Origin of the sequence: Neorhizobium sp. P12A (genome assembly GCF_008365395.1) — a bacterium.
Lineage (GTDB): Bacteria > Pseudomonadota > Alphaproteobacteria > Rhizobiales > Rhizobiaceae > Rhizobium.
Genome location: NZ_QOVX01000010.1, coordinates 39,108 through 51,057, shown reverse-complemented (window position 1 = coordinate 51,057; position 11,950 = coordinate 39,108). Strand labels below are relative to the sequence as shown.

10 protein-coding genes and 1 pseudogene are annotated in these 11,950 nt (G+C 58.1%); 8 read left to right on the top strand and 3 right to left on the bottom strand.

The annotated features are described in order from the left end of the window. The first annotated feature begins 78 nt into the window (after positions 1-78). From DTW90_RS23825 to DTW90_RS23805, 5 genes and pseudogenes are all read left to right on the top strand, one after another. Positions 79-1,739 (top strand): annotated as a pseudogene (locus tag DTW90_RS23825) (arylsulfatase). 83 nt (positions 1,740-1,822) lie between these two features. Then, positions 1,823-2,626, top strand: coding sequence for a hypothetical protein (locus DTW90_RS23820; protein WP_132523898.1), 804 nt, complete (start codon positions 1,823-1,825; stop codon positions 2,624-2,626). A 130-nt stretch (positions 2,627-2,756) separates the two neighbouring features. Beyond that, positions 2,757-3,722: a formylglycine-generating enzyme family protein gene (locus DTW90_RS23815; protein ID WP_149341402.1), complete on the top strand. Its 966-nt coding sequence runs from the start codon at positions 2,757-2,759 to the stop codon at positions 3,720-3,722. A 12-nt stretch (positions 3,723-3,734) separates the two neighbouring features. Next, on the top strand, positions 3,735-4,745 hold the full coding sequence (locus DTW90_RS23810) for an HAD family hydrolase (protein ID WP_149341400.1): 1,011 nt from the start codon (positions 3,735-3,737) through the stop codon (positions 4,743-4,745). 196 nt (positions 4,746-4,941) lie between these two features. Then, positions 4,942-6,066 carry an acyltransferase gene (locus tag DTW90_RS23805; RefSeq protein ID WP_149341398.1) on the top strand — a complete coding sequence of 375 codons (1,125 nt, stop codon included), beginning with the start codon at positions 4,942-4,944 and terminating at the stop codon, positions 6,064-6,066. An 801-nt stretch (positions 6,067-6,867) separates the two neighbouring features. On the opposite strand, the gene DTW90_RS23795 is transcribed toward DTW90_RS23805, so the two are convergent. Together DTW90_RS23795 and DTW90_RS23790 are read right to left on the bottom strand one after the other, a co-directional pair. Then, positions 6,868-7,074, bottom strand: a complete 207-nt coding sequence (locus tag DTW90_RS23795) for a hypothetical protein (RefSeq protein WP_149341394.1) — start codon at positions 7,072-7,074, stop codon at positions 6,868-6,870. Positions 7,075-7,124: 50 nt separating this feature from the next. Further along, a complete protein-coding gene (locus DTW90_RS23790; RefSeq protein WP_149341392.1) occupies positions 7,125-7,382 on the bottom strand; it encodes a hypothetical protein in 258 nt (85 codons plus the stop codon). Positions 7,383-7,621: 239 nt separating this feature from the next. Here DTW90_RS23790 and tkt point away from each other — a divergent pair, with 239 nt between their 5' ends. Beyond that, positions 7,622-9,652 (top strand): transketolase, encoded by a 2,031-nt coding sequence (gene tkt / locus DTW90_RS23785; protein WP_149341391.1) that lies wholly within the window; start codon positions 7,622-7,624, stop codon positions 9,650-9,652. 147 nt (positions 9,653-9,799) lie between these two features. Here the strand turns inward: tkt and DTW90_RS23780 are convergent, their stop codons facing one another. Beyond that, positions 9,800-10,054 (bottom strand): hypothetical protein, encoded by a 255-nt coding sequence (locus DTW90_RS23780; protein WP_245512740.1) that lies wholly within the window; start codon positions 10,052-10,054, stop codon positions 9,800-9,802. 257 nt (positions 10,055-10,311) lie between these two features. Between DTW90_RS23780 and DTW90_RS23775 the strand changes: the two genes are divergently transcribed. Continuing rightward, the gene (locus tag DTW90_RS23775) at positions 10,312-11,370 is read left to right on the top strand and encodes a catalase family peroxidase (protein WP_149341389.1); all 1,059 of its coding nucleotides are present in this window, start codon (positions 10,312-10,314) and stop codon (positions 11,368-11,370) included. Next, on the top strand, positions 11,367-11,933 hold the full coding sequence (locus DTW90_RS23770) for a cytochrome b (RefSeq protein WP_149341387.1): 567 nt from the start codon (positions 11,367-11,369) through the stop codon (positions 11,931-11,933). Before DTW90_RS23775 ends, DTW90_RS23770 begins: the two co-directional genes overlap by 4 nt. The last annotated feature ends 17 nt before the right edge of the window (positions 11,934-11,950 follow it).

Here is an 11,950-nt window from a genome sequence, read left to right as displayed (position 1 = left end):
CCGTTGCGTACTTCCGCATTTACGGAGTTTGCGACACCACTTGAGAGGTCATGTTTCAACACTGAGGAGTAAATTCCGATGACGGAAGAAACTGAAAAGCCGGTCAACCAGCCCTCTGTCAGCCGTCGCGACCTCCTGCTTGGCGGCAGTTCACTCGCACTTACCGCACTTGCTGTCGCCGCCACCGCGGAGTCTGCCAGCGCCCAAGCCCAACAGACGACGCAGTCTTCCCAGAGCAGCGGAAGTGGAAAGCCGCCTAACATTCTCGTCATATTCGGCGATGACATCGGCATACCCCAGATCAGTGCCTATACGATGGGTCTCATGGGCTATCGCACCCCCAATATCGACCGTATCGCCAAGGAAGGCGCAATCTTCACCGACTCCTATGGCCAACAGAGCTGCACCGCGGGCCGGGCGTCCTTCATCCTTGGGCAGGAGCCCTTCCGCACCGGTCTGCTTACAATCGGCATGCCGGGTGATCCGCATGGGATCCAGGACTGGATGCCGACGATTGCCGACGTCATGAAGACCAAAGGCTATGCGACCGGCCAGTTCGGCAAGAACCACCTTGGTGACCACGACGAACATCTGCCAACGAAACACGGCTTCGATGAATTCTTCGGCAATCTTTATCATCTCAACGCCGAGGAAGAGCCTGAAGGGTATTTCTACCCGAAGGATCCGGCATTCCGCAGGCAATATGGCCCACGCGGCGTCATTCACTCCACAGCGGATGGCAAGATCGAAGACACCGGAGCGCTGACCACGAAGCGCATGGAGACAATCGACGAGGAATTCCTCGCAGCGGCGAAGGATTTCATCGATCGCCAGCACAAGGCGGACAAGCCGTTCTTCGTCTGGTTCAATTCGACCCGTATGCACATCTTCACGCATCTCAAGAAGGAGTCGCTGGGCAAGACCGGCAAAGGTATCGAGGCTGACGGCATGGTGGAACATGACGGTCACGTCGGCCAACTTCTCGATCAACTGGATTCCCTTGGCATCGCCGACAATACGATCGTTCTCTACACGACCGACAACGGCGCGGAGATTGCATTGTGGCCGGATGGCGCAATGACGCCGTTCCATGGTGAGAAAGGCACGACTTGGGAAGGTGGCTTCCGCATTCCGATGATGGTTCGTTGGCCAGGCGTCGTCAAACCGGGAACACAGATCAACGACATCGTCACTTTGATGGACTGGATGCCGACATTTGCGAGCGCCGCAGGCATCGACGACCTCAAGGGCCAGATGAAGAGCGGTTTCAAATCCGGGGCAAAGGAGTTCAAGGTTCACCTGGATGGCTATGATCTCATGCCGTTCCTGCAGGGGTCGGCGACAAGCGGCCCCCGCGACACCGTCTACTATTTCGACCAGGGCGGCAATCTCAACGCCATTCGGTGGAATGACTGGAAGCTGAGCTTCGCCATAGCCAGTCATGGCAACATCGCAACCGCGACCAGAGAAGTGCCAAGCTGGGCTCTGATCGCCAACTGCGAATGGACCCCTACGAACGAGGAATGGACGAAGGAGGTGGAGCAACCGAGTTCCTTGCCAGGAACATTTGGCTTCTTGTTCCCATCCAGGGAAAGATCAAGGAATTTTTCTCGGATTTCAACCAGTTCCCCTATCAGGAAGGCAGTTCGCTGAATGCGGCCGGGATCAACTACGGCCTGCTCCGCCAGCAGGCTGCACTTAATCGCCTGAACGAACTGGAGCGTCTCGCGCCTCAGTGATTTCCTCCTACTCGGAGCCGCGGCCAACGGATGGTAACATCTGCGCGGCTCCGAGTTCGCCCTACGGCCGACCGAGGGACCCAATGGAACTCGCAGTTAATCTCGCCGAGCGTAGCGAACTCGCATTCGCCATCCTGCTGCTTGCAAGCCAACTTATCGCACATGAGATCGGCTACCGCATAGGATACCAGATCAGGGTGCGAGCGGCCGGACAGGCCGAAAGCGTGGGCGTCGTGGTTGGTGGCATGCTTGCACTGCTGGCTTTCGTGCTCGCTTTGACGCTTTCCTATTCCACTGCCCGGTTCAACGAGCGGCGCCATGGCACCTTGACGGAGGCCAATGCCATCGGCACGGCCTGGCTTCGCGCAAAAGCCATCGGTACTCCTCAGGCCGAGGAGATCGCACAACTACTTGAAGACTACGCGAAGGTTCGAGAGGACTTCGTACGGGAAGGCCGCGACAAGACAGTCATGGCTCAGACGAACCAGCAGACCACCGACTTGCAGAAATCGATCTGGAGCCGTGTTTCTTCGTTGGTGCGTGAGCGGCCGGATCCCGTTTCGGCTGCACTGATGTCTTCCGTCAACGAGACTTTCGATGCCGGCACGGCCGAAAGGTTTGCACTGGGCATACGTCTCCCGCGGCAGATCTTCTGGCTGCTTGTCGGCGTCATGCATCTCAGCATGGCCGCCCTCGGCTATCAGTTCGGCCTGAGGGGAAAGCCGGTCCGGCTTCTGATCGTGCTTCTGACGATAGTCTGGACGGCGGTCGTGGTGAATATCCTGGACCTGGCATCCGCACGAGTGGGAAGCTTTCGGACGGATACCTCCGTGTATGACTGGACACTGCAAACCTTCAAAGGCTTCGAAAGCACTGGCGCCAACTGATTGTGCTGGCCCACCCCGATGAGCGTTGCCTATCGCCGGGTTTGCATAAAGGAGCCTATATTTACCGTAACGTACTTACCGAGCGATGCCTGAAACGTCATTGTTGCATTCCGACCGAACGGAGGCTGCCATGGGTTTGGCATTCGAGGAAACGGAAAGCTCGCCTGCGGCGCACAGGGGTATGATATGGATCCCCGGCCGCACCTTCACCATGGGATCTGACCGTCACTATCCGGAAGAAGCGCCGGCCCATCGGGTCAGCGTCGACGGCTTCTGGATCGATGAGACGCCGGTCACAAACCGCAGCTTCATGGAATTCGTCAAGGCGACCGGCCACGTGACGGTCGCTGAAAAGGCGCCTGAGGCAAAGGATTATCCGGGTGCTCGCCCGGAAATGCTAAGAGCGGGTTCGCTCGTTTTCCATCAGCCCAAGGTCATCGATGGACCTGACATTCGTCAATGGTGGAATTTCAAGTTCGGTGCAAACTGGCGCCGCCCGCTTGGCGGTTTGAGCGACCTGCGCGGCAAGCTCGATCATCCCGTAGTCCACGTCGCATGGTCCGATGCGAAGGCCTATGCCAGCTGGGCCGGCCTCGACCTGCCGACGGAAGCCGAATGGGAGCTTGCCGCCCGTGGCGGCAACGATGACACCGAGTTCGCATGGGGCGACGAATTGATGCCCGGCGGGCAGGCGATGGCCAATATCTGGCAAGGCACCTTCCCGACACACTCGACCAAACCGAAGGGTCAGGAACGCACCTCGCCGGTTCGTTCCTTTCCGGCGAACGGACACGGCCTCTACGACATGATCGGCAATGTCTGGGAATGGACATCCGACTATTGGAGTGACCGGCATTCTGAACCCGCGCAACACTCCTGCTGCATTCCGAGCAATCCGCGCGGCGATGACATCGACGCCAGCTACGACCCCCGCCAGCCCACAATCCGCATCCCGCGCCGGGTGCTGAAAGGCGGCTCGCATCTCTGCGCGCCCAATTACTGCCGCCGTTACCGCCCGGCCGCCAGACACGCCGAACCGGAGGATACGTCCACCAGCCACGTCGGATTTCGTAGCGTGAAAAGGCCGGCGGCCTGAGGAGAAACCGGGATGGGAGGGTCTTGCCAATGTCGCAACAGGATTGTCGCCTCCCTGCTGGTGGCGATTTTTCTCGCCGTCGCAGGCGGTTTCTCAGCATTTGCGCAGGAGCCGCTTCCCTCCTGGAACGATACGGCGGCAAAGTCCCGCATCGTGGATTTCGTCAAGGCGACGGTGACGGAAGGCGGCCAGGGGTATGTGTCGCCGGAGGATCGCATCGCCGTCTTCGACAATGACGGCACTCTATGGACCGAGCAGCCCTATTACACTGAACTCGCCTTCGCTTTTGACCGGGTGAAGACACTTGCGCCGCAACATCCGGAATGGAACTCCAAACAGCCGTTCAAAGGCATCCTGGAAGGCGATATCAAGGGTGCGGCCAAAGGTGGCGAAAGGGGCATCGTCGACCTCGTCGAGGCCACGCACGCCGGCATGACGACCGATCATTTCAATGACATCGTCAGCAACTGGTTCGCGACCGCGAAGCATCCGAAGACTGGCAAGCTCTGGACCGAAATGACCTACCTGCCGATGCGGGAGCTTCTCGACTACCTGCGCGCCAACGGCTTCAAGACCTACATCGTTTCCGGCGGCGGCGTCGAATTCATGCGTCCCGTGACAAAGAGGCTCTACGGCATCCCGCCCGAGCAGGTTGTCGGCAGCACGATCGCCACGGAATATGCGCTCAACGACGACGTACCCGTCCTCAACCGTTTGCCGAAAATCGAGTTTGTCGACGACGGGCCCGGCAAGCCTGCCGGCATCAACAAATTCATCGGGCGCAAGCCGATCTTCGCCGCCGGCAATTCCGATGCCGACTACGAAATGTTGCGCTGGGTGACTGCTACGAAACCGGGTTTCGCCATGATAATCCACCACACCGATGGCCAGCGCGAATACGCCTATGACAGGCAATCGGCCTTCGGAAAGCTGGACAAGGCACTGGATGAAGCCGAGAACCGCAACTGGCTGGTCGTCGACATGAAAGCCGACTGGAAGAAAATCTTTGCCTTCGAACAGTAACCGCAGGTAGCGAGGACCGCGGCCAAGATATCAAAAGGTAGTGATATTGATAGCGACGGTTTAGACGAGTGAGAAAGGTGTGACATTATGGTTCTAAGTTAACCTTTTCGTAATTTTTCATAATATCGACCTACTCAATGACATTTCATTGTGCAATTTTGCCCCAAATTTTAGATGTTACTTTTGGGGCCAGACAATGAATAAGACATTTGGCAGTGTTCTAACCTCCTACCGCGGCTTTGGCCCTGGCTTTGATTTTCTTAGAATAGCCCTGGCCTTCTCAATCGTTTTTTCCCACGCGTTCCTCAATAACGGCAGTGACGAATTCTTTAGAGGCAGCCCGCTTTGGTTCCTGGAATATGCGCTGGTGCCAATGTTCTTTGCGCTGAGCGGATTTCTTATTTGCGGGTCTGCACAGCGCCTCAGCTTAAAGAACTTTCTGATAAATCGCGGACTTCGAATTGTGCCGGCGCTCGCCGTTGATATTGTCATCTGTGCGCTGATCATTGGACCAATTTTTACAACTGTCAGCCTTCAGGCGTATTTTTCCGATCGGCACTTTCACAGCTATTTTCTGAATATTTTCGGCTACATACATTACACGCTGCCCGGCGTTTTCGGAAACCTTCCCAGTGATCAGGTTAACGGTGCGCTCTGGACTGTTCCCTGGGAAATAGGCTGCTACATCATTATGTCGGTCTTCATGCTGACCGCGGTCGTCCGAAGCTGGAAAAGACTTGCCGTGGTCATCGTGACTTATGTTGTCGTCGGGATGGTCGTCCAGTTCACAGCCTCTATACCGCCCAAAGCCGTTGAAGGGATCTTGTACCTTCTATTCGTCAGTCGCGGCACTCAGCTTATTCTGGCCTTCTCGCTCGGCCTTCTTGCCTACCAGCTGCGCGACCGCATTCCTTATAACAGGATGATACTGGTAGCTTGCATTCTGATAGCGCTTGCGGCTGTGTTTCTCCTCGACAGAGACCAAGCAATTTACCAGGTGCCAAACCGGATCATCGTTATTCCGGCGCTGGTTTACATAACCATTTTCATCGGGCTTACCCCAATGAAGCTGCCGGCGGTCTTCAAGAAGGGAGACTATTCCTACGGTGTCTACCTTTACCATGATCCCTTTTTGCAAATCTTGATGACGCTCTTCCCAACTCTTTTCCTCGGCACGAGGATGGGAGCAATTGCACTGTTCATCGTCGGGCTCTGCATTGCCATGGCTGTCGCAACCTTCTCATGGCACTTCATCGAGAAGCCGATCCTCCAGATGAGAAAGAAGTATTCTTTCGTTGCGACCGCAAGGGGTGCAGCCTGATTGGAGATTGGCCAGCCGCATTGGCTTGGAGCAGACATTTCCGATGGGGCTATCCGTAAGTGTTCGAAACGAGCTGAACCTTCGGGCGGCCGGATCCGGACAATCCGGTGCGCGTTGTAGAATCACTTGATAAGTTTTAGCTTCCTCCGGGGCTGTTTTCTTGGAGGGAGAAAAGCATGGAACCCGTTTCCTTGCCTTGGCCACAGGCATTGCAAGTCCGGATGCAAAGCGGGCTGGAACGTCGCTTCGACAATCCGCAGGACGCAGCCGATTTCCTGGAACACGAATGGCCAGTCAAGCACGGAGAGAAATACGAGCTCGCCTTGCGAACCTGCTATCATGCGGCTCACAGAGAGGCTCCGCTCGGTGCAGCCAGGGAGGCCTTTGTCGCGGCTTGTCTCGAAGCAAGCTTGAAATCGTGGCAAAGCCCACCAGGCACTAGCGGCTCGTGAAAGCTTGGCGGTGAGAGCCTCCGGCTCGCACCGTCAAGGGGCCAGACATTCCTCGCAGATGCCGCAGCCATCCTCGTCCATGAATGAACGCGAGCGGCCGCAACAGAGGCAAGGTGTCTTATCGTCGGAGTGATCGCATCGTTCCGGCGGTAATATTTCGATCATTGATGAGGCTGAATGCTCATTCACGGTTAGGTCGTCCATATCGAGTGCTCCAGGGTTGGAGGCCTGGCACAGAGATGGGGACGTCTTCGCAAACCGGCAAGGCCAGCCACGGGACGATCGCAAGAACGCTTCTCTTTGATTTGACGCAATTCCGGACGCAAAACCGTGATACACTTTTGCTGGTCTAGATGCCGGCGTTGTCATTGAAGGGCAATCCGCGGATCCGCCATGCATCGCGCAGGATATCCTCCAGTTCCTCGACCGTGAACTCATCGAAATTGGCCCAGAGCTGTACCGCCAAAGACTTGAGGTCCGCCGTCGTTTCGGGAGCGGCCCCTGCTGCGTCGGCGAGTGCAGCGATCTCATGGCGAAGTGCGTCGTTCTCTGTCATGGTAACCCCTCGTGGCTCGCGTCCGCGCATTCCGTCTGGCATGTAGCGATCTAGTCAAACTGCTCGCCGTGGCCGATCTGCTCGCGAACGGCCTCGGGAATTGACGGGTCATCTGCCGGATCTGGATCGACAGTGGCGGCGTCCTTGAGCGACTGTGCCGCCTCGATCAGCGCGGCGACGATCTCCTGCGTCCCCCAGCCGGTTTCGTTTGCGGAGGCGATGATTTCTTCCAATACGTCCTTGGCGGCCGTCCTCAATTCTTCGAAGCGCTGCCGCGAGTCTTCGGTTTTTGGCGGAGGAAATGGCATGGCCTGCTCCTTTCGATGGCGAGGTAACACTTTCAGACATCCAACAGTTCCGAGTGGATCTTGGTGGAATGGGTTGGACCGCTCTTTTCGGCATCGAGATCAACACTGTCCTCTCCGAGCTGGGCAAATTCTCGCCCGCATATTCCTTCTTCAAGACTGCGCCCTAGCTTCAGTTCGAGACAACGGCGTCCGGCCGCCCGGCACCAAGAATGCATCGGCCGAGAAACAGGAGCGAGATCATGTCAGATACTCCCAACCAGCCCCGTAAGACCGTTCCAGCCCCGAAAGATCAACATTTGAGGGACCTGGCGGACTGCATCCGATTTCTCTCGATGGATGCCGTGCAGGCCGCTAAAAGCGGTCACCCCGGCATGCCGATGGGAATGGCGGACATTGCGACGGTGCTCTTCTCGGAATTCCTGAAATTCGATGCAGCCGACCCCTACTGGTTCGACCGGGATCGATTCGTGATCTCGAACGGTCACGGCTCGATGCTGCTCTACAGTCTCCTGTATCTTACCGGTTACAAAGACATGACGATCGAGGAGATCAAGCGATTCCGGCAGATCGACAGCCGGACGGCAGGACATCCGGAATATCGCCACGCGACCGGTATCGAAACGACGACCGGACCGCTGGGTCAGGGGATCGCCAATTCGGTCGGCATGGCACTTGGCGAGCGGATCATGAACGCGTCCTTCGGCGATGGGCTCGTCGATCATCACACCTATGTCTTTCTCGGTGACGGCTGCCTCATGGAGGGCATCAGTCACGAGGCCATATCTCTCGCCGGCCACTTGAAGCTCGGAAAGCTGATCGCCTTTTGGGACGACAACTCGATCTCCATCGACGGTGCGACAAGCCTCGCCGAATCCGACAACCAACCGGCCCGCTTCGAGGCGGCGAACTGGCACGTCCAGAAAATCGACGGACACGATACCGATGCCATCCGAGCCGCTATCATCGAAGCGAAGAAGGTTACCGACCGTCCTTCCTTGATCGACTGCAGGACCATCATCGGGTTTGGATTTCCCACAAGAGCCGGGACCCAGAAAGCACACAGCGACGCCCCCGGCGAAGAGGAGATCGCCGGCGCCCGCGAGATTCTGGGATGGAAGTCGCCACCGTTCGAGATTCCGCAGAACCTTCTCGACACCTGGCGGAAAATCGGCGCGAAGGGCCGTCCGGAGCGCGCGGCCTGGGCCAAGCGCGTCGCAGACGGCGGGAAAGGCGAGTTCGATCGCCGGATGAAAGGCGAGCTTCCGGGCAATTGGCGATCGGCGATCGCCGAGGCCAAGAAGGAGCTGCTTGGTTCGGAGAAGGATCTCGCCACGCGTCAGGCAAGCGGCATCGTGCTGAACCACCTTTTCGATGCTGTGCCCGAACTACTGGGGGGATCCGCGGACCTCACTCCGTCGAACAACACCAAGGCAAAGAACCAGGTGGAGATCAAGCCGGGCGAGTATCAAGGTTCATACATCCACTATGGCGTTCGCGAGCACGGGATGGCGGCTGCCATGAACGGCCTGTCGCTCCATGGCGGACTTGTTCCTTATGGCGGGACGTTCCTGACATTCTCGGACTATTGCCGCCCGTCGATCAGGCTTGCCGCGATCATGAAAATCCGCACCATCTTCGTCATGACGCACGATTCAATCGGCCTTGGCGAAGACGGCCCGACACATCAACCCATTGAACATCTGAGTGCGCTGCGGGACATCCCGCAACTCGCCGTCTACAGGCCCGGTGACCCGATCGAGACGGCAGAATGCTGGGAAGCGATCATGGAAAGCCCGCGCGAAGCGGCTTTGATCGCACTGTCGCGCCAGCCGATGCCGCTGCTGCGAAAGGCATCTGCGTCGGAGAACCTCGCGGCGAAGGGTGCGTACGTGCTCCTGGAAGCCGAAGGGGGAGGACGGCAATTGACAATCTTCGCCACCGGTTCCGAACTGCATCTGGCGGTCGAGGCTCGTACCATCCTTCAGAAGGAAGGTCTCCGGACCGCTGTCGTCTCGATGCCGTGCCGGCTGGCCTTTGAAAGGCAGGACGCGGCCTACAAGAAGAAGGTCATCGGCGAAACTCGGGCAAGAGTGGCTGTCGAGGCGGGCGTACAGGATTCCTGGGATCGCTACATCGGTCTCGACGGCGAGTTCGTCGGCATGCACGGCTTCGGAGCATCCGGGAAAATCGAAGACGTCTACAAAAAATTCGACATCACCACGGACGCCGTTGTGCGCGCCGGCAAGAAGGCGGTCAGCAATTTGAAGTGAATACGTCCTTCCTTCCATAGCGGCGTTGGCAATTCCGCCAACGCCCTAAAGCGCGTCGCGATCCCCAGGATTCGCTTGCCGCACTTTAGGTCTTTGTTCTTGCATGTCGCTGTCGCAAAACCGCTGCACACGTTCGCGCGACATGCTTTAGTGACTGCTATAGAGCGTCTGTTGGAAGTCTTCGTCCGCGTGCTCTGGGAACAGGTGGCGTCTGGTTTGCCTGAGGGCGTCCGCTTCACGCCGCTGCCGCTGAAGGAGTTCCGAGGTCACGTCGGTGAATGGAGCGCTATCCGACGCTGCCACGCGGACTGTTCCGCCATGGGCGAGGAAATCGCAGAACGCCTCGACCGAACGCAGCCGGGTCGTCAGTTCCACGTAGCGATTATAATTCCCATCCAGCATCGCAACCTCCTTCAATGATTCATTGGAGGAAGAGTTCGGCGGGATGATGGCAGCGCCGCTGGACTTGATGCTTTCGCGAGAGTGTTCCTGCGATGGATGAGGTTGGGCGATGCTCTGTAGGCGTCAATAAAAATGAGGTGCACGGCGCGGCTTTGGCAGGCATGATGTCCGGAGCATCGAGAAACCGGCACCGGAGCCGGTCGGCGGATGGTGAAAGTCGTTCAACTGCGGGCCAAATCCCGTAAAGCGAGGTTTACATGTCACTGCCCGATCCCGCGCCTACGCGAAACCCACTGCTTTCCCTTATTCTCATTGGTTGTATCGTCGGTATTGTCGCCATCGCCTTTGTCTATACTGCCGGATGGCTGTCCCCCAATCGTCTGACGCCGGCCAAGCTGGTGGCGGCGCTCGCTCCGCCAGACGGACCGGCACTGGGCCATCGTCGCAACCATGCCAAGGGTATCTGCTTTACCGGAATTTTCGAATCGAACGGCGCCGGAGTGGAGCTGTCGAAGGCTCAGGTATTTGCGTCGGGCCAGTATCCCGTCCTCGGGCGATTTAACCTCGGGACGCCGAACCCCACAGCAGCAGACGCAACCGTCCGAGTGCGCGGCCTAGGTCTCCAGATCAAGACGCCAAACGGCGAGGTCTGGCGCATGGCTATGATCGACCCGCCGATCTTCCCGGTTTCCACGCCCCAGGGCTTTTACCAGCTGCTCGAAGCCTCCGGCAGCAAAGACCCGGATGCGATGAAGAATTTTGTAGGCCAGCATTCCGAGTTCGCAGCCTTTGCAGACTGGGCGGGCAAGGCACCGTGGACTTCCAGCTATGCGCAAGACCGGTTCAACAGTCTAAACAGCTTTACCTTTGCTGACGCAGTTGGGACCAATCGGATCGTGCGCTGGTCGTTTGTGCCCGCCGCGCAGGTCGTTGCGATTTCGCCGGATGAACTGGCCAAGCGCGGGGCCGACTATCTGGAGCAGGAAATCGCAGACCGTGTCCGCAGCGGACCGCAGCGCTGGACCATGGCCGTCACAATCGCCAATCCGGGCGATCCCACCGCCGATCCAACCAAGGCCTGGCCTTCCGACCGACGTACCGTCGAGGTCGGCACTCTCATCGTGCAGCAGATCGAAGCGGAAGCGGATGGACCGTGCCGCGATATCAATTTTGATCCGACCATACTGCCTCCGGGGATTACGACATCCGACGATCCCTTTCCCGCCGCCCGCTCGGCTGCCTATTCACGATCCTACAACAGCCGTACGGCCGAGGCTGCCGATTATCCACACACAGCTTCAGGAGTGACGCAATGACGACGACGCGCCAAACCTTCACCCTGTCGCAGCGGCTCCTGCACTGGCTGATGGCGATCTGCATCCTGACGATGCTCTTTATCGGCGTCGGGATGGTCTCGACCGTCACGCCAGCCTACCTCACGCTGGTCCAGATCCATAAGCCGCTTGGCATTGCCATCCTAGTCCTGGCAATTGTCCGCCTGTTGCTGCGTCTGCGTTATGGTGCCCCTGCTCTGCCCGCCGATCTGCCCGAACCCATAAAATTGGCAGCCTATCTGTCGCATCTCGCGTTCTATGTGCTGATGTTCGCGATGCCGCTGCTTGGATGGGGAATGCTGTCGGCGGCGTCCTACCCGATAATTTTGGCCGGTGGCATCCATCTGCCGCCGATCCTGCCGTTAAGTCCGCGGCTTCATACCCTGCTCTGGGACGCACATTACTATCTGGCCTTCGCATTCTTCGCGCTGATCCTGATGCACGTCGCAGCCGCGCTGTTCCACGCCCTCATAAGACGCGATGGCGTGTTTGCTGCGATGGCTCCGGTGGGCAGCCGCGATAGCACCCACGTCCCCGGAGAGTGATCAAATTGCGGTGCCTT

What these genes read in the sequence shown, in the direction of transcription:
- DTW90_RS23795 (WP_149341394.1), bottom strand. Translation starts at nt 7,074, where the DNA reads ATGACAGAGAACGACGCACTTCGCCATGAGATCGCTGCACTCGCCGAC.
- DTW90_RS23790 (WP_149341392.1), bottom strand. Translation starts at nt 7,382, where the DNA reads ATGCCATTTCCTCCGCCAAAAACCGAAGACTCGCGGCAGCGCTTCGAA.
- DTW90_RS23820 (WP_132523898.1), top strand. Translation starts at nt 1,823, where the DNA reads ATGGAACTCGCAGTTAATCTCGCCGAGCGTAGCGAACTCGCATTCGCC.
- DTW90_RS23770 (WP_149341387.1), top strand. Translation starts at nt 11,367, where the DNA reads ATGACGACGACGCGCCAAACCTTCACCCTGTCGCAGCGGCTCCTGCAC.
- DTW90_RS23810 (WP_149341400.1), top strand. Translation starts at nt 3,735, where the DNA reads ATGGGAGGGTCTTGCCAATGTCGCAACAGGATTGTCGCCTCCCTGCTG.
- DTW90_RS23780 (WP_245512740.1), bottom strand. Translation starts at nt 10,054, where the DNA reads ATGCTGGATGGGAATTATAATCGCTACGTGGAACTGACGACCCGGCTG.
- DTW90_RS23775 (WP_149341389.1), top strand. Translation starts at nt 10,312, where the DNA reads ATGTCACTGCCCGATCCCGCGCCTACGCGAAACCCACTGCTTTCCCTT.
- tkt (WP_149341391.1), top strand. Translation starts at nt 7,622, where the DNA reads ATGTCAGATACTCCCAACCAGCCCCGTAAGACCGTTCCAGCCCCGAAA.
- DTW90_RS23805 (WP_149341398.1), top strand. Translation starts at nt 4,942, where the DNA reads ATGAATAAGACATTTGGCAGTGTTCTAACCTCCTACCGCGGCTTTGGC.
- DTW90_RS23815 (WP_149341402.1), top strand. Translation starts at nt 2,757, where the DNA reads ATGGGTTTGGCATTCGAGGAAACGGAAAGCTCGCCTGCGGCGCACAGG.